This window comes from Streptomyces sp. NBC_00178, assembly GCF_036206005.1.
In the GTDB taxonomy this organism is placed as follows: domain Bacteria; phylum Actinomycetota; class Actinomycetes; order Streptomycetales; family Streptomycetaceae; genus Streptomyces.
Map to the genome: position 1 here is coordinate 4,216,803 of NZ_CP108143.1, position 25,576 is coordinate 4,242,378.

Here is a 25,576-nt window from a genome sequence, read left to right on the forward strand (position 1 = left end):
GACACCGCTCGACGGCCCCGTGCCCGGCTTCCTTCTCGTCCGTGCGTACTTCATCCGCCCGTGCTCCAGTTCCGGACATTCCGCGCCGCGCCGCGCGGTGCCGTACGGGACGAGGACGTGGGACCGAAGCCGCGCGGTTCCGGACACGGGGCCGGGGATCAGGCCGCGGCCATGACTCCCGCGTAGGCGCCGCCCACGCCCCAGGCCTGGTGCATCGCGTCGGCGAAGGCGCCGGCCAGCTTGTGTTCGCCGGTGGGGCCCGGGTGCGTGCCGTCGTAGGTGTCCGTACGGATGTCGTAGCCCACCGGACGCGAGGCCAGCAGCACCGGGGACGACGGGGTGTCGAGATCGGCGACGGCCTTCGCGAGGAGCACGTTGAAGCGGTCGCACTCCGTGGCGAACGGGACGTCGGACTCGGCCCGCACATTGGGTATCACGGGAAGCAGCACCAGCCTGATCCGCGGGTTCGCGGTGCGGGCCGCGGCGACGAAGGCCCGCGCGTTCGCGGCCGTCTGCTCGCTGTTCGTGTAGAACCCGAGGTCTATCAGGCCGAGGGAGACGAGCAGGACATCGGCGCGGGTCACCGTGACCGTGTCCGCGATGACGGGCGCCATGTGGAGCCAGCCCTCGCCCCACCCGGCGAGGTGCCGTCGCGCGGGCGCGGGGAAGTCCGGGTCGCCGTAGGCGTGGGAGAGCGGGGCGTTCGCCTCCGTGTCGTACACCTCGGTGCGCGGACCCGTGATCGCGTAGCCGTCGCGCCCGACGGTCGCCTCCAGGTGCTGCCACATCCGGTAGCGCCAGGTGAAGTCGCCGGAACGCCCGATCGTCATGGAGTCGCCGACGAAGAGAAAACGCATGGCGACATCATGGCGGATCACCGCTCCGGCCTGCGACGTGACAGTGGACACTTGTGCCATGAGATCGCTGTTGACCCTTTCCGCCGCCGCCGTCCTCCTGTTCCTCACGGGGGCGGCGCCCGCAGTCGCGGACGACGGTGACGGGGCGGACCGCACCTTCACCATCGAGGACCCCCGGATCACCGAGTCCAGCGGCCTGGCCGCCAGCCGTATCCACCCCGGCGTCTACTGGACGCACAACGACAGCGAGGACGGGCCGTACGTCTACGCCGTCGACTCCCGGACCGGCAAGACCGTCGCGACGATCACCATGAAGGGGGTCGGGGAGCCCCGCGACGTCGAGGCGATCTCGCTCGGGCCCGACGGGAACCTCTACGTCGGCGACATCGGGGACAACCTCGACGGTTCCTGGGACCACGTGTGGATCTACCGCTTCCCGGAACCGGAGAAGCTCGCGGACGCCACGGTGCGGGCCACCCAGTTCGACGTGAAGTACGCGGACGGGGCCCGCAACGCCGAGGCGATGATGGTCCACCCCGTGACGGGGCGGGTGTACATCGCGTCGAAGAGGGAGGGCGGCGGGGGACTCTACGAGGGCCCGGAGAAGCTGACGGCCGGCGGGACCAACGTGTTCCGGCGGGTGGGCGAGGTTCCGTGGGTGACGGACGGCGCGTTCTCCCCCGACGGCGAGGAGCTCGTGCTGCGCTCCTACTTCAGCGCCCGGCGCTACGCCTTCGACAAGGGCCGGCTCGGCGCCGACCACGCCGTGAGCGTGCCGCTCCAGGGACAGGCCGAGTCGGTGACCTACACGACGGACGGCTCGGCGATGATGTTCGGCTCCGAGGGCGAACGGAGCGAGGTGCTGCGCGTCGACGTGGAGGGCGGCGGCAAGGCCTCGCCGAACAGCGGTGGCGGCGGCACGTCCTCGGGTGACGGCGGCGAGGACGGCGGCCCGGGGAAGAGCACCGTGACCGGCGGGGCTGTGGCGGTCGTCGTCGTCGTGCTGGCCGTGCTCATGGCCAAGCGCAGGCGCGGTCACTGAGGTTTTCAAGCTCTGCGCACGAGTGACCGGACGGCCTCGACGGGATTGAGGTCCGGTGGATAGGGCGGGAGCCGGACGGTGGTGAGCCAGTCGTGTTCGGCCTGGGTGCCGGGTATCGGGGCTCCATGAGGTCGCGGCCTGGGCTCCGTCGTCGACGTCACACCCGAACTTCCCAAGCCTGACGCCTGACGCCCGACGCCCGACGCCTTGAGACGGTTGACGGTGCGTCCGGGTGTCTGTCCCGGGCCTCGTGGGGGACCTGTGGCGGAGAGCCGCGCAATCCGGAGCATTCACGCGTCGCGCCTGAAGCGCTCAGGCCGGCCTTCTGCGTGATGATTGCGGCCAGAGTCATCGCCGCGGCAGACATGAGCCGACGAGGCAGACACGAGCCGACGCGGCACAGCCGACTCGAAAGGGGACGGCAGTCATGCCCACCTCCAGAACGGAGCGGTCGGCCGCCGCCGTGCTCGCCGTGCTCACGCTCGTCATCACCGCGGCCTGTGGCAGCTCGGGCGGCGAGAAGGCAACAGCCCCACCACGGGCCGAGGTTCTCGCCGTAAAGATCGACAACGTGGCCGCAGCCCGGCCCCCGACCGGGCTCGAGAAGGCCGACATCGTCTATGTGGAGCAGGTGGAGGCGGGCCTCAGCCGCATACTCGCCGTCTACTCCTCTGGCCTGCCGCCCGTCATCGGCCCCGTCCGCAGCGCTCGCGAGACGGATCTGGAACTGCTCCGTCAGTTCGACGAGCCCACGCTCGCGTACTCAGGCGCCCAGTCCGCCCTCCGGCCGTTGATCGAAGCTGCTCCCCTCGACGCGCTACCGCCGTCGAAGGCACCGGACGCCTACTTCCGCAGCGGGGACCGCGCCGCGCCGCACAATCTGTACCTGCGCCCGGGGAAGATCCCGCACGCTTCCACAGGGGTGAACGCGGCCCAGGACATCGGGCTCCGCTTCGCCGCGCCGCCTGCGGGTGGCACCCCTGTCGGCGAGCGCACCGTGTCGTACCCATCTGCACGGTTCACCTTCACCTGGGCCACGGACCCGGGAAAGTGGCTGGTGGGCATGGACGGAACCCCCGCCCGTACGGCCTCAGGGGACCGGCTCGGAGCTGCCACGGTGGTCCTGCAGGACGTGGACGTGCAGCCCTCGCGTTTCCGGGACCGAGGAGGGAACGCCTCGCCGTTCAGCTCGACCGTGGGGTCCGGCTCGGCTGTGGTCCTGCGTGAGGGCAAGTCGTACGCCGCGGCATGGCGACGGAGCACCGCGGAGTCGGCGACACGCTTCACCACCGAGGATGGCGAGCCGATGACGTTCGCGACCGGTCAGGTCTGGATCGTGCTCGTACCGAACTGACGCGAGGGCGGTCGCCAATCCGGACCGGCGGTGATCCAGGGCCTGTCTGACACATGATCATGCTGCGGTGTCGCGGAGCCACAAGACGCGCGAGGCCAGGTGAGGTGAGGCCAGGTGCAGTCCGGAGTCGCCACCGCACCCCATCGATCGCCTCCCGAGGATCCCGCCACGGCCGCCCCCGACTATCCGACGCCCGCCGACTATGCGGGCATATTCGTCGCCGAGCCGTTCAGCGAGTACATCCTGGACGACTACGCGGCAGGCACCGGCATCGACCTGAGCGTCGCGCGAGGCGTCATCGCCGAACCGCGGTGACGGCGCCGGTTCGCGCAACACGAGAAGGACGAGAGGGCCCCCTCGTGTCACGAGGGGGCCCACCCGCGGTCGCCGGATCACTCCGTCCGCAGGCCCTCCGGCCTCATCATCCGCAGCAGCGGCGGGATGCTGAGCAGCGTGACTCCCGCGACGACCGCCGCGCCCGCGCCGACCATGGCCAGCACGGCTCCCAGGTCGACGGTCACGGGTACGGCCGTCATCTTCAGCAGGACCGCGCCCAGTGCCAGGCCGACCACCGTGGCCAGGGCCAGCCCCAGCAGGACGGGAATCGCGGTCTGCCAGAGCACCGACATGCTCAGTGTCCGGCGTCGGGTGCCGAAGGCGACCAAGGCCGACAGCAGCTTCTTGCGCTCACGCAGCTGCTCCAGCTGCGTGACCAGCAGGCTGAGTCCGATCAGGGCCAGCACACACGCCGCCCCGACCAGCAGACCCGACCGGATGCCGGCGTACGTTCCGTCGATTCCCGAGCCCCGGCGCACCGTGGTGACCGCCCGCGGATCGATGGTGGCCACGGTGTTCCGCACCAGTTCGCCCGCGTCCTTCACCGAACCGTCGACGCGGACGTAGGCGTGCCCGATCATGGTCGACACGGTGTCGTCCGGCAGTGCCGCGCGGGTGATCAGGATGCCGCCCGACTCCCATGTGCCTGCCAGACCGGACCGGGGCTGCCCGGTCTTGACGGTCCTGGGCAGGGACCAGGAGGCTGCCTTCGAGGTGTGCGGGGCGCCGGGGAAGGCCGGATCGAAGTACAGCCGCTTGCCCGGCCGGGCCAGCTCCGCCGCGTCGGGCGAGGCGAACTCGGTGTGCCCGGGTGCGAGGAGGAAGGCATCGCCGGGGCGGCACGAAGGGAGCGTGGCGATCTCCCGCAGGTCCGCGCAGTCGCCCACCGACACCTGTGCGTAGCGACGTGGGTTGTCGGCGCGGTCGCCGACGTTGCCCTCGTTGAAGGTGACCACGGCCTTGACGCCCTCGGTCGCGCGCAGCTTCTGCGTGGCCGGTGCGAGCGGCACGTCGCCGGGCACGGTGACTTCCATCTGCGCCCGCGAGGTGTCCAGCCCGGTCGAGTGCGTGTAGGAGGCTTCGACCCCGCCGAAGAGCATCTGCAGCGCGATCGCTCCGGCCACGGCCACGGCGATCCCGTTGACCATGCTGGTCGCCGCGCCGCTGTTCATCTGGAGGCGCCGTACGGCCAGTTGCTGTGCGACACCACCCCCGGAGCCGAGCCGGGCGACGACCGCACCCACGACCCACGGCAGCAGCGCTGTCACACCGATCAGCAGCAGGATGACACCGAACCCGGTCTGCGGTCCGCTGAACTGTCCGTTGTCCCTGCCCTTGCCCATCATCGGCGCCAGGAGGGCCAGACCGATCAGCGACGGCAGCAGCCGCCACCACAACCGGCCCTTCGCCTGCCGGCCCGAACGCACCACACCGAGCGGCTCGATGGCGACGTTGCGCAGGGCGAGCACCGTCACCGCGACGGCTGCCACCGGCACGGCCACCACCACCAGCAGCGCCAGGAAGGGCGAGGGGGACAGATAGTCCGGGAAGACACTGATGTTGCGGATCTCGAAGGAGCCTGCCGCCTGCCGGCCCGCCACGAAGAACCCGGCGCCGACGAGCAGCCCCAACAGCGCACCCACCAGCGCCTCTCCGGCCGCGACCCGCCGGACACTGCGACTGTCCGAGCCCACGAGCCGCAGGGCCGCGAGCCGCCGGTCACGTCGCTCGCTGCCGAAGCGCACGGCCGTGGCGATGAAGACCGCCACGGGCATGAGCAGGACCACGAGCATGACGAGAATCAGCAGTGCCTGGATCGGATCGAGCTTCTGCGCGTCCGGGGACGGGTCGCCGAACTCCTTGATCCGGTGGACGCCATCTCCGTCGATGTGAGAGGCCAGCCCCTCGGCACCACGGTAGAAGGCGAGTTCACGCGGACCGGCCAGACCGTTGTCGCCGATCGTGGCGACGATCCGGCCGGGCAGCCGCTTGCGCAGCAGCGCACCGGAGTCCGATGCCAGCAGGTCCTTCAGCGCGGGGGAGACCACCATCTCGCCCTGCGCCGGGAACTTCGCCACACCCGGCGGCAGAGGCGCGCCCGGCCCCTCGGCCTCCAGTTCACGGCCCCTGACGCCGTGACCGCGGAATTCGGTGTCGGCATGCGCGACCACCACCGTGGCATCCGACGTGTGCACCGTGGACGACGTGCTGATGTCGGCCCGCGCGTTCTCGTGCGCGTCCCGCAGTTCGAGCGCGTGCGGAATCGCGGTCGTGAGCAGCAGCATGGCCACACCCAGACCGACGCCGACAGCCGTCAGCAGAGCCCGTACCCAGCCCTCGCGCCCGCCGGACACGGCGAAGCGGACGCCCATGGTGAGATCCCGGGCCCACACGCGGGCGCTCATACGGCGTGCTCCATGTCCCGCGCCCGGCCGTCACGGACGACGACCTCCCGGTCGGAGTACGCGGCGACACGTGACTCATGGGTGACCAGCACGACGGCCGCGTTGGTGGATCGTGCGGCTTCCGTCAGCAGCTCCATCACGCGCTCGCCGTTGAGGGAGTCCAGTGCGCCGGTCGGCTCGTCGGCGAAGATGAGACGGGGGCCGGTGACCAGGGAGCGTGCCACCGCGACCCGCTGCCCCTGACCGCCGGAGACCTCGCCGGGACGCTTGCGGGCGAGACCTTCGACCTCCAGGCGCTCCATCCAGCTCAGTGCCGTCTGCTCGGCCGCCTTGCGCGGGGTGCCGTTCAGACGAAGGGGCAGCGCGACGTTCTCGACGCAGGTGAGTTCCGGCACGAGCTGGCCGAACTGGAACACGAACCCGAACTCGCTGCGCCGCAGTGCACTGCGCTGTGAGTCACTCATCGCGGACAGCTCGCGTCCGTCGTAGCGGATCGTTCCGGAGTCGGGGGTCACGATGCCCGCGAGGCAGTGCAGCAGCGTCGACTTGCCGGAGCCGGACGGGCCCATCACAGCGACGACCTCGCCGGGGTGGATGGAGAATTCGGCGCCGTCGAGCGCGAAGGTGGGACCGTAGGCCTTGCGGAGGTCCTCGGCGGAGAGGAGCGAGCCAGCGGGGGGAGTCATCGGGTTACCGTCTCTCGGAGCTTGTCGAGGCGGGCTGCGGTGAGTTCCAGCCATCGCAGGTCGGCCTCCATGTGGAACAGGGCGTGGTCGCAGATGAGCTGGTCGGCCAGGTCTCCGTCGCGCTTGCGACCGGTGAGCACGCGCATGCCGCGCAGGTGCTCCGAACGCTGTGTGTCGAGGACACCGGCGGCGTCGCGGTCGGTGAGAAGGGCGAGGACGACCTTGGCGTACAGCGTCGACTGCAGGTAGGTGGCGGGCGTCTCCGGTGTGGAGAGCCACTGCTCCACGTCGGTGATCCCGGAGTCGGTTATCGCGTACCGCTTCCGCTCCGGACCTGCGCCCGTCTCGACGCCGTCGACGACGACGAGGCCGTTCTTCAGCAGGCGGGACATCGTGGAGTAGACCTGGCCGTAGTGGAGCGGGCGGTCCTGGCCGAACTTCGCGTCGAAGGAACGCTTCAGGTCGTAGCCGTGGGAGGGCCCTGACTCCAGAAGTCCCAGGAGTGTGTGACTGATTGACATGATTTCAACTATACACGACGTGTATACGCGCTATGTATAGCTGGGCCGTGTGCGTGCGTCCGCACGGCACGGGTGGCGACGGCCCGTGCTCCGTCGCGGTCACGGCTTGTAGATCTTGCCGGGTTCGGCCTTGCCGGGGGCGAGCAGCTGGGGCACGGTGACGAAGGTGTAGCCCTTGGCCTTGAGCTGGTCGATGACGCCGGGCACCGCGGGCACGGTGTTCTTGTAGATGTCGTGCAGCAGGATGATGGAGTCCCGCTTCGCGTGCTGCACGGCGCGCTCGGTGATCGTCCTGCTCGGCGGCACCTTGTAGTCCTTCGTGGTGACGTCCCAGAGTATTTGGGCCAGGCCCTCCTCCTTGGCGAGTTCGCCGACGTGGTTGTCCGTGCGGCCCTGGGGCGGGCGCATGAGCGTGGGGCGCTTGCCCGTCAGCTTCTCCACCGCGTCGTCGGTGCGCTTGAACTCGTCGCGGACCTCCGCGTCGCTGATGTCGGTGAGGATCTTGTGGTCCCAGGTGTGGCTGGCCAGTTCGTGTCCCTCCCGGGCCATCCGCTTCACCAGGTCGGGGTGCTTGTCTATGTGGCCCTTGCCGAGCAGGAAGAACGTGGCGTGCACCTTCTCCGCCTTGAGGATGTCGAGCAGCCGGGGGCTGTTCTCGCTCGGCCCCGCGTCGAAGGTGAGGGCGATGCACTTGGCCTTGCGGCAGTCGACCGCGCCGGCGGCGAGGGCGCCGGACGCGCCGTGGGCGGCGGCGGCCTTGCGTACGTCGCCCGGCTTGCTGGTGTCGTAGTGCGTGCAGCCGCTGAGGCCCAGGAGCAGGGCCCCGGCCACCGACAGGGTCGCGACCGCGCGGACGCTCTTCGTGATCTTTGTTGACGCATCAAATATCGCAGGCATGGAGGGAACTATACATGCCGTGTATACACGACGCGTATGCCGATGCTCACACCGCGGGAAGTGAACCGCGCACGCCTCGCCGACCGTGCACCGGTCGCACCGTCACGACCTCGCGCGCCCCGGACTCCGATGCCCGCCCCGCCTCTTCAGTCGTCCGACGTGACCGGGCGCAACTCGTAGTGCAGGGTCCGGTCCCGCTTCAGGCGGTGGGTGAGGGGGACGACCACGCCGTGCAGGGCGGGGTACTTCCGGGACAGGGTCCGGGCGGCGTGCAGGTTCTCCTTCGACCCCTGCTGGAGGAGTCGGGCCCACGCCTTCACGGGCGGCCCGGTCGGTGCGCCGCGCACGGTGCACGGGGCGACCTCCACCACCGGGTGGTTGCGCATCCGGTCGACCTTCCAGGCCGACGAGAACGTACGGATGTAGGCGTGGTCCCCCTCGACGGCGATGCTGACGGGGGTGCGAGCGGCCGATCCGTCCGGCCTGCGGCTGCTGAGCAGGACGGTGTACTGCCTCACGAAGGGCTCCAGCTCGCGGATGGTGCTCATGCCTCCATGGTGCACCCCGCATGCCGTCGAACACACTCGGAACGGGCGCCGGTGCAGGGGTCCGCGGGTGGGGTGGCGCCGGGCCCGCCGCCCGCCGCCGGACGACCGGCGTAGGCTCCGCCGCATGCACGCCGACGGCGCACCCGAGCCCTACTCCACCCCCCGCCTGGACGCACTTCCGCTGGACGTGGCGCACGCGCGGGAGATGGCCGCGGTCCTCTCCGATCCCGCCCTGCACACCTGGACGGGAGGCGCCCCGGAGGACGCCGTCACCCTGCGCGCCCGCTACGCACGCCAGAGCGCCGGCTCCCCCGACCCTGCCGAGCTCTGGTGGAACTGGGTGCTCCGGGTGCGCGCCGACGGATGCCTGGCCGGCTACGCGCAGGCCACCCTGCGCGACGGCCGGGCGGAAGTGGCCTGGGTGATCGGCACCCCGTGGCAGGGCCGTGGCTATGCGAAGGAAGCGGCGGTGGGAATGGTCCGCCATCTGCTGACGCGGCAGACCGTCCGGAGCGTCGTCGCCCACATCCACCCGGACCACGCCGCGTCCGCCGCCGTGGCCGCCGCGGCGGGGCTGACCGCCACGGACGAGTGGGAGGACGGCGAGGTGAGGTGGCGGCGGGACGCACCGCGTGCCGCGTGAGGCGGTGAATCCTATCCCTGATCACGACATCAGCTGATTTGTCTTATACCTTCGAAGAGCGGCGTCTCCACGCCACGGCTCCGGCCGCCACCTCGACGAAAGGCCCCCGGGTGGGCGAACTGGGGAGGATGGAAGCCCTGCGGCTCGCAGGGCTCACAGCGGCGGCCGATCCCGGCATGGAGCGGTTCGCGCGACTCGTCACACGCTTCCTGCGCGTCCCCGTCTCCCTGGTCTCCCTGCTGGAGCCCGACCGGCAGGTCTTCCCCGGCATGGTCGGCCTCGCCGAACCCTGGGCCACCGAGCGCGGAACCCCGCTCAGCCACTCCTTCTGCCAGCACGTCGTCGCCACCGGCAGGCCGCTGATCCTGACCGACACCCGGCTGGACTCCCTCACCTGCGCCAGCCTCGCCATCCCCGACCTTCAGGTGATCGCCTACGCCGGGATGCCCCTGACCGACGCCGACGGCCACGTCCTCGGGTCGCTCTGCGCCATCGACCACCATGCCCGGGACTGGACGGCGGACGAACTGCAGGACCTGGAGGACCTCACCGCCGCCTGCTCGGTGGAACTGCGGCTCAGGATCGCCAGTGAGCGGACCCGCCGGGACCGCGACCACGCCCGCCTGCTGCTGCGCGCCTCGGTCGAACTGGGCCATTCCCACGACCTGACGGACCTGGCCCGTCGCCTGCGAAACCTGTTCCAGGGCCCCACCGAGCCGTCCTACGTCGGCCTGCTGCTCGCGGACGGCCGGGGCCTGTGGCGCGTGGTCGACCCGGAGGACGTCCGGCCGGTCGAAGTGGCCATCGACCGGCTGGACATGGACGCCGACTTCCCCAGCACGCAGGCGATGAGGGAACAGCGCACCGTCTTCGTCCCGGACCGCGACGCGCTCGTGGCGGGCTTCAGCCCGGACGCGGTCGCCGGATACGACGCGCTGAGCCTCCGCTCCGCCCTGTGCGTGCCGCTGATGCGGGGGCGCGGGGTGCTGATGTGGTGCTGGTCGGCCGCCCACCTCCTGGAGGTGACCGAGGAAGCGGTCCTCACGGCGGTCGGCGGATACGCGAGCCAGGCCGTCGAGCGCACCCTGTTCGTCGAGAACCGGCTGAGCACGGCCGAACAGCTCCAGGCCGCGATGCTGACCGAACTGCCGTCCGTGCCGGGCCTGGACATGGCGGCCCTCTACCTGCCGGCCACCGACCAGGACATGGTGGGCGGCGACTGGTACGACGCCTACCGGCTGCAGCACCCCCCGGCCTCCGGGCAGTGGTCCCTCATGCTGTCCATCGGTGACGTCATCGGACACGACGTCCAGGCCGCCACGGTCATGGGCCAGGTCCGCAGCATGCTCCGGCAGGCCACCCTCGCGCGCGCCGCCCACTCGCCCGCCGCCGCCCTGAAGGCGGTCGACAGCGCCTTCGAGGCACTGCCCCTGGGCCCCGGTGCCACGGCGGTGCACGCGCGCCTCGACCCGCACGACGGCCGGTGGCTGCTCACCTGGTCCAACGCGGGACACCCACCGCCGCTGGTGCGCTCCCCCGAGGGTGAGGTCACGGCGCTCCGCGCGCACGACCTTATGCTGCTCGGCACCCCCGACGGTGTCCCCCGCCACGACCGGGAACACCCGCTCCCCCGGGGCAGCGTGCTCCTGCTCTACACCGACGGGCTGGTCGAACGCCGCGACAACGACATCGACGAGAGCGTCCAGGAGACCGCCGCCACCCTCGCGGCCGTCGGCGACCGCCCGTTGCCGATGGTCCTGGAGACGCTCGCCCACCGCCTGGACGACATGCCCCAGCGCGACGACGTGGCGGTGCTCGTCGTCCGCGTCACCTGAGGAACCCGCCCCTGCACGTCGCGGCCCGGTTTCCTTCCGAAAGCCGCCCCCGCCCGGCGGCACCGCACTACAGTGCCGGACCGTGACCGACACGCTGGATTTCCTGCACACCACCCGGGCGTCGTACGACGCCATCGCCGACGACTACTCCTCGCTCTTCCGCGACGAGTTGGGGACCAAGCCGCTCGACCGCGCCCTGGTGACGGCCTTCGCCGAACTCGTCCTGGCCGACGGGGGAGGGCCCGTGGCCGACGTCGGCTGCGGCACCGGGCGGGTGACCGGATACCTGCACGGGCTCGGTGTCGACGTGTTCGGCATCGACCTCTCCCCGCAGATGCTGGCGGCGGCCCGGCGGGACCACCCGGACCTGCGGTTCGACGAGGGTTCCATGCTCGGGCTCGACCTCGCGGACGGGGATCTCGGCGGGTTGCTGGCCTGGTACTCGACGATCCACGTCCCCGACGAGCAACTTCCACTGGTGTTCGCCGAGTTCTTCCGCGTGCTGAGGCCCGGCGGCCACATCCTCCTGGGGTTCCAGGTGGGTGACGACGTGCTGCGCAGGGACGAGGCCTTCGGCAAGGACATCGCGCTCGACTTCCGCCGCCGGCGGCCCGAACGGGTCGCGGAGCTCCTGAAGGCGGCCGGGCTGGCCATGCTGGCCCGGACGGTGCGGGAGACCGACACCGAGGGCCCCTTCCCGGAGAAGACGCCCCAGGCGTTCCTGCTCGCCCGGAAGCCGACTGTCAGTGGTGGGCGGCAGGATGGGGACACCGGCTGAGGAAGGGGGTCCCGTGGGGACCTGGGGGATGGGCCATTTCGACAGCGACACCGCGGCGGACTTCGCCGGGCGCCTCGATGACGCGCGGCCCGGACGGCGTGAGGAGATCATCCGCGAGGCGCTCGCCCTCGCCGCCCGCACGGGCGCGGACGAGCACCTCGACGCCGACGACGGTGTGGTGGCCGTCGCCGCGGCGGCCCTGCTCGCCGCCCAGCGCCCGGGAGGCATACCCGTGGACTCGGTCTACGGCCCCGACGACCCCGTACCCCCGCTCGCACCCGAACTGTGCGGGCTCGCCGTCACCGCCCTCGACCGGGTGGTGGCGGGGGAGTCCGAGCTGCTGGAGCTGTGGGCGGACGCGGGCGAGGGGGAGCGGTGGAGTGCGGGGGTGCGGGAGCTCCGCGCCGTGCTGGGCGGGGCCATGGCCCCGCCCGCGGGTCAGGGAGCCGGGTAGGAACCCGTCGCCCCGTCGATCAGCTCACGGACGATGTCCATGTGTCCGGCGTGCCGCAGCACGTCCTCGATCATGTGGATGAGGACCCAGCGCATGGACACCGTGTTGCCGTTCCAGGAGGTCCCGGTGGTGTCCAGCCCGGTCTCCTCGATCGACCGGTCGGCGGCGGCGCGGGCGCGGGCGTAGAACGCGAGGATCCGTTCTGTCGACTCGTCGGGTGCGACGGTCATGTCGTCCTTGGAGGTGTCGAACCAGAAATCCTCGGTCGCGTGACCGAACGCGGCGCAGAACCAGCCGTACTCGACGGTGGCCAGGTGCTTCACGATGCCCAGCAGGTTCGTCCCCGTCGGGGTCATGGGGCGGCGCAGCTGCTCGTCGTCCAGGCCTTCGAGCTTCCAGAGCACCACGTCCCGGTGCCGGTCCAGGCTCGTGTGCAGGGACTCCTTCTCGCTCCCGGTGTACGGGACTTGGGCTGTCGAGGAGATCACGCCGCGAACGGTAGCGGCCCGCGCTCTCAGCGCTTGGGGCGGCCCGCCTTCACCAGCTCGGCGACGTCCAGGGACACCTCGGTGCCCAGGACGGAGGGGAGGGGAGCCTCCTGGCCGGGGGCGTACACCTCGTGCCGGTCGTAGCCGGAGGGCAGCGGCTCGGTCAGCACGTGGATCCGGCTGTGCTTTCGGTCGACGACGACGTAGACGGGGATCTTTGCCTGGGCGTACGCGGTGACCTTGTTGCGCATGTCGTTCTGGTAGTTCCCGGAGGTGACCTCCAGGACCAGGCGGAAGCAGGCGGGGTCGTAGCAGTTGTTCTCGATGAGGTGCTCGTCGAGGTCGGCGTCGACGATGGCCAGGTCCGGGATGGCGTAGTCCTCGGGGCCGGAGGGGAGCCACAGGCCGATTCCCTGGAGGACCTCCGTCTCGCCGTCGTCGAGTCCCGCGGCGATGAAGGGCCGCATCAGCTTGGTGAGCGCGCGGGCGTGCGGGCCGTCCGGGGGTGGTGCCACGGTGATGACGCCTCCGATGATCTCGACGCGATGACCCGGAAGCTGTTCCATCAGCCGGTTGGCCGTTTCGAGCTGCGTCTCCGGCTCATCGTCACAGGGGTGCTCGACTGCTGCTGCAGACATTGCGGTCCTCCTGGAATGGCTGGTGTCGAGAGCATCATCGTAGGCCGGGGCGTGCCCCCGTGCTCCGCAGGACCGTGCTTCACCCGGCCGGGTGACACGGAAGCGGCCCGGCACACAGGACGTGTGCCGGGCCGCTTCCGTGTGCCTGCCTACAGCTTGTCGATCACGTAGTCGATGCACGCCGTCAGCGCCTGGACGTCCGCCGGATCGATGGCCGGGAACATCGCCACGCGCAGCTGGTTGCGGCCCAGCTTGCGGTAGGGCTCCGTGTCGACGATGCCGTTGGCGCGGAGCACCTTGGCGACCGCGGCGGCGTCGACGCCGTCCTCGAAGTCGATCGTGCCGATGACCTGCGAGCGCTTCGCCGGGTCGGTGACGAACGGGGTGGCGTACTTGGAGTCCTCGGCCCAGCCGTACAGGTTCTGCGCGGAGGCGGCGGTGCGGCCCGTGGTGAAGTCCAGACCGCCCTGGGTGTTCATCCACTTGAGCTGCTCGTTCAGCAGGAAGAGGGTGGCCAGCGCCGGGGTGTTGTACGTCTGGTTCTTCAGGGAGTTGTCGATCGCGGTGGGCAGCGAGAAGAACTCGGGGATGTGCCGGCCCGAGGCGTGGACGCGGGCGGCCCGCTCCAGGGCCGCCGGGGAGAACACGCCGATCCACAGGCCGCCGTCGGAGGCGAAGGACTTCTGCGGGGCGAAGTAGTAGACGTCGGTCTCGGTGATGTCGACCGGCAGGCCGCCCGCACCGGACGTGGCGTCCACGAGGACGAGCGAACCCTCGTCGGCGCCCGCGACCCGCTTCACCGGGGCCGCGACACCGGTGGAGGTCTCGTTGTGGGTGAAGGCGTAGACGTCGACGCCGGCCTCGGCCCGCGGGTCCGGGTGGGTGCCCGGGTCCGAGGCGATGACGGTCGGGTCGGCCAGCCACGGCGCGAGCTTGGCGGCCTTCGCGAACTTCGACGAGAACTCGCCGAAGTTCAGGTGCTGCGACTTCGACTCGATCAGGCCGTGCGTCGCGACGTCCCAGAAGGCGGTGGAGCCGCCGTTGCCCAGGATGACCTCGTAACCCTCGGGGAGGGAGAAGAGGCTGCGCACACCGTCACGTACCTCGCCGACCAGGTTCTTGACCGGGGCCTGGCGGTGGGATGTTCCGAGCAGGGAGGTGCCGGTCGCGGCCAGCGCGTCGACCGCCTCCGTCCGCACCTTGGAGGGGCCGGCGCCGAAACGTCCGTCGGCGGGCTTGAGGTCAGCGGGAATCTGGATGTCAGCCACGATCCGGAGCGTAGTCCCTCGGGGAAGCGGTCAGGGAGCCCTGTCCGTCCGGTGAGACGCACACTCCGGATCGCGGACGGCCTGTTCGGCCGGAAAGCGACGCCGTGGATCAGCCGAGGTCGACCGGCAGTTCGTGGAGGTCGTTCTGGGTGACGATCGGCTTGTTCCGCAGCTCCGCGGCCGGTACCGCCAGGTCCAGGTCGGGGAAGCGCTCGTACAGCGCGGGCAGCGCGACCCCCGCCTCCAGACGGGACAGCGCGGCGCCCGGGCACACGTGCGGACCATGGCCGAAAGCGATGTGACGGTTGGGGGACCGGGTGATGTCGAACTCACCTGCGGTCGGCCCGTACTGCTTCTCGTCGCGGCCGAGCGCCCCGAAGGAGACGATCAGGGCCTCACCCTTGGGCAGGACCTTGTCACCGACCTCGATGTCCTCCGTCGCGAAACGGATCAGGACGTGCGAGGTGGGGGTGTTCCAGCGCAGGGTCTCCTCGATCACGTTCTCCCACGGCACCTCCCCGTTCAGCACGCGCTTGCGCTGCTCGGGGTGGGTCTGGAGGGCCTCGACCACGTTGACGACCAGGCTGATCGTCGTCTCGTGGCCCGCCGCGATGATCAGCTGCAGCGTGTTGACGATCTCCTCGTTGGTGAGGTGGTCGCCGTCCTCGGAGGCCGCGATGAGGGCGCTGGTCAGGTCGTCGCCCGGGTTCGCGCGCTTGCCGTCGACGATCTTCGTGAACAGCGCGCCGAGGTCCGCCATCATCTGCGGGACCTCCTCCGGCGGGGTCTGCGTCGAGAAGAACTTCTCGAACAGCTCCTTGAGCCGGGGATGGTCGGCCGCGTCCACGCCCATCAGCTCGCTGATGACGTTCATCGGCAGCGGATAGGCGAACTCCGCCTTCAGGTCGACCGCTTCGCCCCTGGGGTGCGCGGCCAGCCTGTCGAGGGACGCGTTCGTCAGCGCCTCGATACCGGACCGCAGCCGCTCCACCCGCTTCACCGTCAGGGCCTGCGCCACGAGGGTGCGCAGCCTGCGGTGGTCGGCGCCGTCGACCGTCAGCATCGAGCGGCCCGGGTTGGCGAGACCGATCAGCGGCCAGTCCATCGGGATCTCGCCGCGCTGCCACGCGTTCCAGACGTTGATGTCCTTCACGACACGGCTGTCGGTGAGCAGCTGGCGGGCCTCGGCGTGGTGCGTCACCGCGTAGCAGTGCACCCCGCCGGGGAGCTCCACCTCGGCCAGCGGTCCGGCGGCGCGCAGCGCCGCGCTCTCGCCGTCGAGGTCTGCGACGAGGGGATCGAGGACGATCCGGGTCATTTCTGCCCTCCAAGAGCGGGGGTGGGAGTGAAGGTCACCGGCAGGTCCGTCAGGCCGCGCAGCCACGGGGACGGACGCCGGGTCAGCTTTTCCGCGGGGACGGCGAGGTCGACGTCCGGGAGCCGGTCCAGGAGCACCTCGATCCCCGTACGTGCGATGACCTCCGCGGTCTCCTGGGCCGGGAACGGGCAGCGGTGCTCGCCGTGGCCGAAGGAGAGGAACGCGTTGTTGCCGCCGGTCAGGGCCGAGCCGTCGGTGCGTACCTGCGGGTCGCCGTTGGCGGCCGCGATGCCGAGGAGCAGCAGGTCCCCGGCGCGGACGTGCTGTCCGCCGAGGTGGGTGTCGCGGGACGCCCAGCGGCCGGCCACGTTCTGGGTGGGGGTGTCCTCCCAGAGCACCTCGTTCATCGCCTCGGCGACGCTGTGCCGGCCGCCGGAGAGCGACGCGGCGAAACGGTCGTCCGTCAGCATCAGCCGCAGGGAGTTGCCCATCCAGTCCGCGGTCGGCTGGTGGCCGGCGGCCATCATCACCATGAGGTCCTGGGCGACCTCCTCGTCGGTGAAGCCGCCGGGGTCCTGGAGCATCCTGGTCGCGACGTCGTCACCCGGCTCCGCGTGCTTGTCGGTCAGGAGCTGGAACATCGACGATCCCAGGTGCTGCTGCCCGGCCAGGGCCCGCTCCCGGCCGTCGATCATGTCGTTGAGCGCGCCGACGAGCGGCCCGCCGACCTCGTCGCTGAAGCCGTAGATCTTGGCCAGCACCCGGGCGGGCAGCAGCATCGCGTACTCGGCGATGATGTCGGTCCGGCCGGAGGAGCAGAAGCGGTCGATGAGGTCGTCCGCGAACTCCTCTGCGTACCGCTTGAGCGCGAACGGGTCCACGGCCTCCAGCGCGTCGCTGATCATGCCGGCGCGCACGGTGTGCCGCTCGCCCACCGTGTAGAGGATCGACGGCTGCTTGCGCCCGATCATCGGGAGCAGCGGCCAGTCGTCCGGGATGTTCTCCCACTGGTTCCACAGGTCGGAGTCCCGGCTGAAGAGCACCGGGTCGTTGGTGACCTGGTGCAGTTCCCGGTACCCGAGGATCAGCCACGCGGGTATGTCGCCGTCGAGCACCACCGGGGCCACGGAGCCCTGGTCGCGGCGCATCTCCCGGTACAGCTGCACGGGGTCCGTCTGGAAGCGCGGGCCGGACAGCGGGGTGGCGGTCCCGTTCATGGGGCACTTGGTCACAGCGTGGGCTCCGGGGTCATCGCCGGGGCGGCGGCGGGGCCGCCCGCCAGCGCCGCGTCGGCGTTCTTCTCGCGTGCCAGGGACAGCGCGTAGAGATGCTCGACGAGCGTGATCAGGACGTACTTGCTGGAGGACCGGTCCCGTGCGTCGCACTCCACGAGCGGGACGTCGGGGGCGAGGTCGAGGGCCTCGCGGATCTGCTGCTCGGTGTGCAGCGGGCCGCCGAAGTCGTTGCACGCCACGATGAACGGCGTGCCGTGGTGCTCCAGGCGGTCGATCGCGTACCAGGAGTCGGCCAGCCGCCGGGTGTCGACGAGGACGACGGCCCCCAGGGTGCCGGAGAACAGCCGGTCCCACAGGAACCAGAAGCGCTCCTGTCCGGGCGCGCCGAAGAGGTACAGGACGGAGCGCGCGTCGAGCGTGATCCGGCCGAAGTCGAAGGCGACCGTGGTCGACGTCTTGGAGTGCACACCTTCGAGGTCGTCGACGGCCTCGCCCGCGCGGGTCATGGTCTCTTCCGTGTTGAGCGGACGGATCTCGCTCACGGAACGGACCATGGTGGTCTTGCCGACCCCGAAGCCGCCGACGACGACGATCTTCAGTCCGTTGTCGGCCGTCGCCTGCAGGGCGGCACGGTCAGAGGTTGCGGAGTCCAACGAGCACCTGTTCCAGGGTGTCGGTGTCGGGGAGCCGGTCCTCGACACGTGCAGTACGGGGATGGCGGGCGCTGATCCGGCCGGTGTCGAGCAGATCGCACAGCATGATGCGCACGATGCTCACGGGCAGGTTCAGGGTGGCCGAGACCTCGACGACCGCGGTGGGAAGCTGGCACATCCGCAGGATCGCGACGTGCTCCGACTGCATGCCCGGAGTGGGATCGCACTCGGCGACGACGAGCGTCACCAGGTCGAACGCGGCCGAGTCCGACCGGCTGCGGCCACCCGTCAGGGTGTACAGCCGGTCCGGATCGTCGTCGCGTCCCGGGCGGGGACGCGGTACGGGCGTCGTCATACGTCCGCTGTTTCCGCGGCCGGGGCCGCCGCCTCACGCGGCGGGGCCACGAGGTACTCGCCCAGCTGCTCGACGAGTTCGCTCATGTTGTGGCCGACGAGACCGACGTCGGAGTCCTCGGCGGCCACGACCGCCAGGTGGGCGCCCGCGCCCGCCTCGACGATGAACAGCACGCCGCCGTAGAACTCGGTCATCGCGGACCGTACGCCGCCGGTGCCGTCGCCGAACTCGATGGACGCGCCGTGCGACAGGCTCTGGATGCCCGCCGAGATCGCGGCCAGCTGGTCCGCCTGGTCGACGGAGAGCTCCGGGGTCCGGCACAGCTTGAGCCCGTCCCTGGAGAGGACGAGGGCGTGCCGGGCGCCGGGCGTCCGGTCGAGCAGCCCCTCCAGCAGCCAGTTGAGCTTCTCGTCGGTGGTCGCGCTCATCGGGTGTTGCCTTCCGGGTGCGGGGAGTTGGCTCGTACCGCCTGGCTGAAGGTGCTGAAGCGGGCAGCCTGGACCTTCGGGTCGGTGGCACGGGGCCTGGGGGAATCGGCTCCGCCGGGTTCGGCATTGCCGGTACGGGCTTCGGCGGCGGCCAGGGTGCGGCCGCGGCGGCGCTTGGGGAGGCCGCTGTCACCGAACTGGGGGACGGAACCGGTTGTCTCCGCCTCGGACTCCGCCGTCTCCGGCTGGGTGCCGTCGCCGCGCGCGGGCGCGGAACCGTCCGTGCGCGCCGTCTCCGCGGTCGTCCGGTCGGTGCCGGGCGTCGAGTGGTCCGGCTCCGGCTCCGGCGGCGCCACGGGCTCGGGGACGGGTGCCGGGAGGAGGGCCGGCGTACGGGAGATGAGCTCCTGGGGAAGCATCATCAGCGCGCCCGTGCCCCCGCGTGCCGACGGCCGGAAGGAGACGGTGAGGCCGTGCTTGCGGGCCAGCCTGCCGACGACGGCCAGGCCCAGCCGGGTGCCCGAGATGGCGGTGAGGTCCTGGTTCTCCGCCGACACGGCCCGCTCGGCGCGGCGCAGCTGCACGTCGCTCATGACCAGGCCGCTGTCCTCGACGGTGACCACGATGCCCGCCGGGACCTCCTCGACGTACACATGGACCTCGGCCGTGGGCGGCGAGAAGTTGGCAGCGTTGTCAAGCAGCTCCGCCAGGGCGTGCATGACGCCCTCGGCGGCGTGGCCGGCGATCGCCACGTCGCTGGTGGAGTGGAGGCGGATGCGCTGGTAGCCGCCGATGCGGCCCATCGCGCCGCGCAGGATCGACTCCATCACGATCGGCTTGGCCCAGCGGCGCCCGGAACGCGCACCGGTCAGTACGGCGATGGAGTCGGCGAGCCGGCCCGCCTGGGCGGTGCGGTGATCCAGGTGGAGCAGGTCTCCGAGCACGTCCTCGGTGGTGTGACGGTGCTCCATCTCGCGCAGGTCGGCGAGCATGCTCGTGGACAGCGCCTGCATGCGGCCCGCCGCGTTGGCGCAGGCGGAGATCGCCGCGGAGCGCTCGGTCTCGCTGCGCCGGGCGCGCGCGGCGAGCCGCGCGGCCTCGGCGGTGAGGCGCTCGTGCTGCTCGGCCGCCTCGGAGGTGGTGCGCGCGACCCGCGCATCGGCCTCCGCGGTGGTCCGCGCGACCTCGGCGGCGGCGGTGGACCTGATCCGGGCGGTCTCGGCGGTGAAGCGCTGGGCCTCGGCGGCCGAGGTCGAGACGAGGCGTGAGGTCTCGGCCGTGAAGCGGTCGGCGTCCGCGACCCGCAGGGCCCGCAGGTTGCGTGCGGTGGCGAGGGTGTGGACGGTGACGGCGACCGCGATGCTCACCACCAGTGCGGCCGCGCCGGCTCCCCAGGACAGCGGGGTCCGTACCGAGGCGGGGGCGGCGGCGATCGCCCAGAGGCACAGGGCGCCGGTGGCGGCTGCCGAGACCAGCAGGGCGAGCGCGGTCGGCCGGAGTGAAGGGCGCAATCGGAGTCCTCGGGACGGACGGTGCAGGGAAAGGGACAATCCGGATTTTCCGGTGCGGTGGCGGTGAAAGAACCACAACTGGAGCTGATTGTTCCCGATCAAGTCGAGGCAACTATAGGAGAATTGGCGACTTGTTTGGGGATTCCTTGTGGCCACTTCTGTTTGAAATCTGGCTTGAAGTGATTCCTTCACTGGCTTGAGGGTGCCGCCAACTCCCCTGCGCGGCGCTGCGCGTGCGCAAGTCGAGGCGAATGAGGTGATATGTCCCGCATGGGGGCCGTGATTTGCCTCGATCGTCGCTCGTCGGCCGGTGGGCGGCTAGTGTGAGCGCTCCGGTGCAGACGGCCTCCCAGGTCGGCACTGCCGTAAGACACACCGCGCGCCTTGAAGGGGGAGGCGCTGCGGGGCCCCGACGGAGGACGCAGGCAACCGTGGACGCGCAAGGCCGTGGGCGGGACGAGGGCATCGACCCCGCAGACCAGTGGGTACTGAACCCGGACACCGGTGATTACGAACTGCGACTGACCCCCTCCTCAGGGCGATCAGCCGCACCCGCCGGGTCCAGCGCCCCCCGCTCCTCCGGAGCCAGAGCGGCGGCCCCGCGCCGGAAGCCGGAGCCCGAGACCTCGCCGCCGGGTGAACGGGCCTCGGTGCCCGGCCAGCGCGGCGGGCGCAGGGGCGCGGGCGGTGGCCGCGGCGGCAAGGACGAGCCGCGCCGGCAGGGCGGCCGGGCCGCGGCGCCGACGACCGGGCGCCGCAAGGTGAAGGCCAAGTCCGGCAAGAAGAAGGCGCTGGTCTGGACCGGCGGCGTGCTCGCCTTCCTCCTCGTCGGCGTCGGCACCGCGGGCTACGTCGCCTACCAGCACTTCAACGGCAACATCACCGCCGTCTCGACGGACGGCGCCGGTACCGGCGGGTTCAGCAAGGACCGGGCGATCAACGTCCTGGTGATCGGCACGGACAAGCGGACCGGCGAGGGCAACGAGGGCTACGGCGACAAGGGGAGCGTCGGCCACGCCGACACGAACATCCTCTTCCACGTCTCCAAGGACCGCACGAACGCCACCGCGCTGAGCATCCCGCGCGACCTGATAACGGACATCCCGGAGTGCCCGACCCAGCTGGAGGACGGCACCGAGAAGGACATCCCCGGGACGACCGGCGGGCGCTTCAACACCAGCCTGGGACAGTCGGAGCGCACCCCCAGCTGCACGATGCGGACCGTCACCGAGCTCACCGGCCTCAAGGTCGACCACTTCATGGTGGCCGACTTCAACGCCGTCAAGAGCCTGACCAGCGCCGTCGAGGGGGTGGAGGTCTGCCTGGCCAAGGACATCAACGACAAGGACTCGCACCTGAAGCTGTCCAAGGGCAAGCACACCATCGAGGGCGAGCAGGCACTCTCCTTCCTGCGCACCCGGCACTCCGTCGGCTTCGGCAGCGACCTGAGCCGGATCGAGATCCAGCAGCAGTTCCTGGGTTCGCTCATGCGGAAGCTGAAGTCCAACGACACGCTGACCAGCCCCACCAAGATGTTCAAGCTCGCGGACGCGGCGACCAAGGCACTCACCGTCGACGACAAGATCGACGACATCAACAAGCTGCGCAAGCTGGGCATGGAACTGGCGTCCGTCGACCCGAAGAACATCACGTTCACCACGGTGCCCGTGCTGGACAACCCGGACGACAAGGCGACCGTCATCCTCGACGAGTCCAAGGCGCCCCAGGTCTTCTCGATGATGCGTGAGGACGTCTCCTTCACCGCCGTGGCGAAGCAGGAGAAGGCCGAGGAGAAGGCCGCCGAGGCCGCGAAGCTGAAGGGCGCCAAGGCCGACCCGGCGGACGTCCGCGTCGACGTGTTCAACGGCGGCGCCCCGCCCGGTTCCGCCCAGGCCGCACTGGACTGGCTGCAGAACGAGAAGGGCGTGCTGAAGTCCACCAACAAGGCGAACGCCCCGCAGGACGTGAAGAAGACCCAGCTCGTCTACGGCCCCAACCAGGCCGACCAGGCGCGCAGCCTGGCCGAGATGATGGGCATGTCGGCCTCGGCCCTCAAGCCGACGACCACGGACGCCGCCGACATGGAGCCGATGGTGCTGACCCTGGGCCCGGACTTCAAGCAGGCGGGCAGCGCGCTCTCCGCCCCGCAGAAGGCGCCGGAGAACATCCAGCGCGTCGAGGCGGACAAGGCGGTCTGCGCCAAGTAGCCCCGGCGCCCGCGACTGCACGCGAGAGCCCCCGCACGCCGTCCGGCGCGCGGGGGCTCTCCGCGTACGGGGCCGGAACCGGGCGTTGCCCGACAGGGAGTGCGCGTTGCGCGACGGGCCGAGCGGGGCACCGGTCCGGCCGGGCCGGGCGTGGGCCCCGGGTACGCGCGTTGCGCGACGGGCCGAGCGGGGCACCGGTCCGGCATGCTGGCCCCATGCCCGCCCCGCACCCGCACCCCGATCTCGTCCGGGCCCTGGCCCGCGCCGTCCGCGGCGACGTGCGGTCCGACGCCACCGCCCGCGCGCTGACGACGATGGACGCGTCCAACTACCGCCGGGTTCCGGTGGCCGTCGTCGCCCCCCGCGACGCCGAGGACGTCGCCGGGACCCTGCGCGTCTGCCGGGAGCACGGGGTGCCGGTCGTGCCCCGCGGCGGTGGTACGTCCATCGCGGGCCAGGCCACCGGCACCGGAGTCGTCCTGGACTTCACCCGCCACATGCGCAGGATCACCGCGCTGGACCCGGCATCCCGCACCGCCGTCGTCGAACCGGGCGTCGTGCTGGACGACCTGCGGGCCGCCGCCGCCCCGCACGGGCTGACGTTCGGCCCCGACCCGTCCACCCACAGCCGCTGCACGCTCGGCGGGATGATCGGCAACAACTCCTGCGGCGCGCACTCCGTGGCCTGGGGAACCACCGCCGACAACGTGCGCAGCCTGCGCGTCCTGCGGTACGGCGGCGGACCGTCCCTGCACCTCGGGAGGGACCTGCCCGACACACCCCCCGGACTCGGGGACTTCGCCGGGGCCCATCTCGCGCTGCTGCGCACCGGCTTCCCCGAACTCCCGCGCCGCATCTCCGGATACGCCCTCGACGCCCTGCTCCCCGAGAACGGCCCGGACCACGCCCGCGCACTCTGCGGCAGCGAGGGCACCCTGGCCGTCGTCACCGAGGCGACCGTCCGCCTGGTCGCGACCCCCGCCGCCCGGGCCCTCGCCGTGCTCGGGTACCCCGACGAGTCCGCCGCCGCCGAAGCCGCCCCCGGCCTCCTCCCGTACGGGCCGCTCACCGTCGAGGGCATGGCCGCCGACCTCGTACGGGAGCCCGCCGGTCTGCCGCGCGGTGGTGCCTGGCTGTTCGTGGAGGCGGGCGGCGTGACCCCCGCCGAGGCCCGCGCGCACGCCGGACGGATCGTGCGGGCGGCCGACGCCCTGGACGGCACCGTCGTCACCGACCCCGCCGCCATGCGCGTCCTGTGGCGCGTCCGCGAGGACGCCGCGGGGACGGCGACCCGGATGCCGGACGGCGGGGGAGAGGCCTGGCCCGGCTGGGAGGACTGCGCCGTACCGCCGCCCCGGCTCGGGCCCTACCTGCGCGACTTCCGCGCCCTGCTCGCCGAACACGGCCTGCACGGCACCCCGTACGGGCACTTCGGCGACGGCTGCATCCACGTGCGCATCGACTTCGACCTGCTGACCGCGCGCGGCGTGGCCCGCTTCCGCCGCTTCTCCGAGGACCAGGCCGCCCTCGTCGTCGCGCACGGCGGGTCGCTGAGCGGTGAACACGGCGACGGACAGGCGAGGGCCGAACTGCTGCCCCGGATGTACGGGGACGAGATGGTGGGCCTGTTCACCCGGTTCAAGGATCTCTGGGACCCGGACGGCGGCCTGAACCCCGGCATCCTCGCCCGCCCCGCCCGCCTCGACGAGAACCTGCGCTTCGCCGTGCTCCCCGGCCGCCCGGTGGACGTGGCCTTCGGCTACCCGCACGACGACGGCGACTTCTCCGCCGCCGTACGCCGCTGCGTCGGGGTCGCCAAGTGCCGTACGGCCGGGCCGGGGACGGGCGCGGACGTCATGTGCCCGTCCTTCCGGGCGACGGGCGACGAGGCGCACTCCACGCGGGGCCGGGCCCGGCTGCTCCACGAGATGCTCGCCGGTGAGGTGGTCACGGACGGCTGGCGCTCCGCCGAGGTGAAGGACGCGCTCGACCTGTGCCTGTCCTGCAAGGGCTGCCGCACCGACTGCCCGGTCGGCGTCGACATGGCCACGTACAAGGCCGAGTTCCTCCACCACCACTACCGGGGCCGGCTGCGCCCCGCCTCCCACTACGCGATGGGCGGGCTGCCGCGCTGGCTGCGGGCGGCGGCACCCTTCGCCCGCGCGCTCAACGTCCTCGCCCGGACCGGCCCCGCCGCGGCCCTCGTCAAACGGCTCGGCGGCATCGCCCCGCAGCGTGCGCTCCCGGTACTGGCGCCGCTGACGTTCCGGGCCTGGGCCCGCGCGCGCAGGGCCCCGGCGGCGGGACCCGCCGTCACCCTGTGGCCCGACACCTTCACCGACCACCTCTCGCCCGAGGCGGGCCGGGCGGCGGTCCGGGTCCTGGAGGCGGCGGGCCGCACCCCGGTCCTGCCCGGCCGCGCGGTGTGCTGCGGGCTCACCTACGTGTCGACGGGGCGGCTCGGCGCCGCCCGCGCCGTCATGCGCCGCACCCTGGACCGGATGGGTCCGCTCCTCGGCGGCCCGGTCGTCGTCCTGGAACCGAGCTGCGCCGCCACACTCCGCACGGACCTGCCCGAACTCCTCCCCGACGACCCGCGCGCCGCCGCACTGGCCTCGTCCGTGCGCACCCTGGCCCAGTACCTGGAGGAGCACGCCCCGGAGTGGACTCCGCCCCGGCTCGACCGGACGGTCGCGGGCCAGACCCACTGCCACCAGCACGCGGTCCTCGGCGACGCGGCCGAGCGCCGACTGCGTCAGAAGGCGGGCCTGACCGGCGAGTTGAGCGGCGGCTGCTGCGGGCTGGCCGGCAACTTCGGCTTCGAGAGGGGGCACTGGGACGTCTCGGTGGCCTGCGCCGAGGACCGGCTGCTGCCCGCCGTGCGCGCGGCGCCGCCCGGCACGGAACTCCTGGCCGACGGCTTCTCCTGCCGCACCCAGCTGGACCAGCTCGCGGGCCGGCGGGCACGGCATCTGGCGGAGGTGCTGGCTGAGGGGCTGGACGGGCCGTAGTCCCGGGCGGCATCCCCCGGTAGCCGCCGCGGCCGGGGGCTCCTCAGCTGATCCGCACGAGAAGCCTCCGGCGGTCTCCCGCCCGGCCGCCGGACCGGGGGCCGGGCG

Annotated in this window: 24 protein-coding genes and 1 pseudogene; 9 read left to right on the forward strand and 16 right to left on the reverse strand. The window is 71.6% G+C overall.

Annotated elements, in window-relative coordinates:
- Positions 1-158 precede the first annotated feature (158 nt).
- Positions 159-917 (reverse strand): GDSL-type esterase/lipase family protein, encoded by a 759-nt coding sequence (locus OHT61_RS18440; protein WP_329039861.1) that lies wholly within the window; start codon positions 915-917, stop codon positions 159-161.
- On the opposite strand from OHT61_RS18440, the gene OHT61_RS18445 reads away from it, so the two are divergent.
- The gene (locus OHT61_RS18445) at positions 916-1,899 is read left to right on the forward strand and encodes a WD40 repeat domain-containing protein (protein ID WP_329039864.1); all 984 of its coding nucleotides are present in this window, start codon (positions 916-918) and stop codon (positions 1,897-1,899) included. The genes OHT61_RS18440 and OHT61_RS18445 overlap by 2 nt on opposite strands.
- Before the next feature lie 8 nt (positions 1,900-1,907).
- Here OHT61_RS18445 and OHT61_RS32535 read toward each other — a convergent pair.
- Positions 1,908-2,003, reverse strand: a pseudogene (locus tag OHT61_RS32535) (transposase); the annotation flags it as partial.
- A 323-nt stretch (positions 2,004-2,326) separates the two neighbouring features.
- Between OHT61_RS32535 and OHT61_RS18450 the strand changes: the two are divergent.
- Together OHT61_RS18450 and OHT61_RS18455 are read left to right on the forward strand one after the other, a co-directional pair.
- The gene (locus OHT61_RS18450) at positions 2,327-3,253 is read left to right on the forward strand and encodes a DUF3048 domain-containing protein (RefSeq protein WP_329039866.1); all 927 of its coding nucleotides are present in this window, start codon (positions 2,327-2,329) and stop codon (positions 3,251-3,253) included.
- 114 nt (positions 3,254-3,367) lie between these two features.
- Positions 3,368-3,568: a hypothetical protein gene (locus OHT61_RS18455; RefSeq protein WP_329039868.1), complete on the forward strand. Its 201-nt coding sequence runs from the start codon at positions 3,368-3,370 to the stop codon at positions 3,566-3,568.
- Positions 3,569-3,645: 77 nt separating this feature from the next.
- Here the strand turns inward: OHT61_RS18455 and OHT61_RS18460 are convergent, their stop codons facing one another.
- From OHT61_RS18460 to OHT61_RS18480, 5 genes are all read right to left on the reverse strand, one after another.
- The gene (locus OHT61_RS18460; protein ID WP_329039869.1) at positions 3,646-5,994 is read right to left on the reverse strand and encodes an ABC transporter permease; all 2,349 of its coding nucleotides are present in this window, start codon (positions 5,992-5,994) and stop codon (positions 3,646-3,648) included.
- Complete coding sequence (locus OHT61_RS18465) at positions 5,991-6,680, reverse strand: ABC transporter ATP-binding protein (protein WP_329039870.1); 690 nt, start codon at positions 6,678-6,680, stop codon at positions 5,991-5,993. Before OHT61_RS18465 ends, OHT61_RS18460 begins: the two co-directional genes overlap by 4 nt.
- The gene (locus tag OHT61_RS18470) at positions 6,677-7,201 is read right to left on the reverse strand and encodes a PadR family transcriptional regulator (RefSeq protein ID WP_329039871.1); all 525 of its coding nucleotides are present in this window, start codon (positions 7,199-7,201) and stop codon (positions 6,677-6,679) included. The genes OHT61_RS18465 and OHT61_RS18470 overlap by 4 nt, the downstream gene beginning before the upstream one ends.
- A 99-nt stretch (positions 7,202-7,300) precedes the next feature.
- Positions 7,301-8,098 (reverse strand): polysaccharide deacetylase family protein, encoded by a 798-nt coding sequence (locus OHT61_RS18475; protein WP_329039873.1) that lies wholly within the window; start codon positions 8,096-8,098, stop codon positions 7,301-7,303.
- A gap of 146 nt (positions 8,099-8,244) precedes the next feature.
- Positions 8,245-8,646, reverse strand: coding sequence for a PPOX class F420-dependent oxidoreductase (locus tag OHT61_RS18480; protein WP_329039874.1), 402 nt, complete (start codon positions 8,644-8,646; stop codon positions 8,245-8,247).
- 124 nt (positions 8,647-8,770) lie between these two features.
- Here OHT61_RS18480 and OHT61_RS18485 point away from each other — a divergent pair, with 124 nt between their 5' ends.
- The 4 genes from OHT61_RS18485 (at position 8,771) to OHT61_RS18500 (ending at position 12,356) form a co-directional block, all read left to right on the forward strand.
- A complete protein-coding gene (locus tag OHT61_RS18485; protein ID WP_329039875.1) occupies positions 8,771-9,289 on the forward strand; it encodes a GNAT family N-acetyltransferase in 519 nt (172 codons plus the stop codon).
- A gap of 110 nt (positions 9,290-9,399) precedes the next feature.
- On the forward strand, positions 9,400-11,124 hold the full coding sequence (locus OHT61_RS18490) for a GAF domain-containing SpoIIE family protein phosphatase (RefSeq protein ID WP_329043311.1): 1,725 nt from the start codon (positions 9,400-9,402) through the stop codon (positions 11,122-11,124).
- Between the two features lie 82 nt (positions 11,125-11,206).
- Positions 11,207-11,902, forward strand: a complete 696-nt coding sequence (locus tag OHT61_RS18495) for a class I SAM-dependent DNA methyltransferase (protein WP_329039876.1) — start codon at positions 11,207-11,209, stop codon at positions 11,900-11,902.
- A 13-nt stretch (positions 11,903-11,915) separates the two neighbouring features.
- Entirely contained in the window at positions 11,916-12,356 is a 441-nt protein-coding gene (locus tag OHT61_RS18500; protein WP_329039877.1) for a DUF4259 domain-containing protein, read from the forward strand.
- Here the strand turns inward: OHT61_RS18500 and OHT61_RS18505 are convergent.
- The 9 genes from OHT61_RS18505 to OHT61_RS18545 form a co-directional block, all read right to left on the reverse strand.
- Positions 12,341-12,844, reverse strand: coding sequence for a DinB family protein (locus OHT61_RS18505; RefSeq protein ID WP_388737172.1), 504 nt, complete (start codon positions 12,842-12,844; stop codon positions 12,341-12,343). The two genes, OHT61_RS18500 and OHT61_RS18505, sit on opposite strands and share 16 nt — an antisense overlap.
- Before the next feature lie 26 nt (positions 12,845-12,870).
- The gene (locus tag OHT61_RS18510; protein WP_329039878.1) at positions 12,871-13,482 is read right to left on the reverse strand and encodes a Uma2 family endonuclease; all 612 of its coding nucleotides are present in this window, start codon (positions 13,480-13,482) and stop codon (positions 12,871-12,873) included.
- A 149-nt stretch (positions 13,483-13,631) separates the two neighbouring features.
- On the reverse strand, positions 13,632-14,750 hold the full coding sequence (gene serC / locus OHT61_RS18515; RefSeq protein ID WP_329039879.1) for a phosphoserine transaminase: 1,119 nt from the start codon (positions 14,748-14,750) through the stop codon (positions 13,632-13,634).
- 109 nt (positions 14,751-14,859) lie between these two features.
- Positions 14,860-16,068, reverse strand: a complete 1,209-nt coding sequence (locus OHT61_RS18520; protein ID WP_329039880.1) for a cytochrome P450 family protein — start codon at positions 16,066-16,068, stop codon at positions 14,860-14,862.
- A complete protein-coding gene (locus tag OHT61_RS18525) occupies positions 16,065-17,285 on the reverse strand; it encodes a cytochrome P450 (RefSeq protein WP_329039881.1) in 1,221 nt (406 codons plus the stop codon). The genes OHT61_RS18520 and OHT61_RS18525 overlap by 4 nt, the downstream gene beginning before the upstream one ends.
- An 11-nt stretch (positions 17,286-17,296) precedes the next feature.
- Positions 17,297-17,956: a GTP-binding protein gene (locus tag OHT61_RS18530; RefSeq protein WP_329039882.1), complete on the reverse strand. Its 660-nt coding sequence runs from the start codon at positions 17,954-17,956 to the stop codon at positions 17,297-17,299.
- Positions 17,937-18,311, reverse strand: coding sequence for a DUF742 domain-containing protein (locus tag OHT61_RS18535; RefSeq protein WP_329039883.1), 375 nt, complete (start codon positions 18,309-18,311; stop codon positions 17,937-17,939). Before OHT61_RS18535 ends, OHT61_RS18530 begins: the two co-directional genes overlap by 20 nt.
- Complete coding sequence (locus OHT61_RS18540; protein WP_329039884.1) at positions 18,308-18,739, reverse strand: roadblock/LC7 domain-containing protein; 432 nt, start codon at positions 18,737-18,739, stop codon at positions 18,308-18,310. The genes OHT61_RS18535 and OHT61_RS18540 overlap by 4 nt, the downstream gene beginning before the upstream one ends.
- Positions 18,736-20,250, reverse strand: coding sequence for a sensor histidine kinase (locus tag OHT61_RS18545; RefSeq protein WP_329039885.1), 1,515 nt, complete (start codon positions 20,248-20,250; stop codon positions 18,736-18,738). Before OHT61_RS18545 ends, OHT61_RS18540 begins: the two co-directional genes overlap by 4 nt.
- A 431-nt stretch (positions 20,251-20,681) precedes the next feature.
- Here OHT61_RS18545 and OHT61_RS18550 point away from each other — a divergent pair, with 431 nt between their 5' ends.
- Positions 20,682-22,457 (forward strand): LCP family protein, encoded by a 1,776-nt coding sequence (locus OHT61_RS18550; RefSeq protein WP_329039886.1) that lies wholly within the window; start codon positions 20,682-20,684, stop codon positions 22,455-22,457.
- Between the two features lie 215 nt (positions 22,458-22,672).
- Entirely contained in the window at positions 22,673-25,468 is a 2,796-nt protein-coding gene (locus OHT61_RS18555; protein WP_329039887.1) for an FAD-binding and (Fe-S)-binding domain-containing protein, read from the forward strand.
- Positions 25,469-25,576 lie beyond the last annotated feature (108 nt).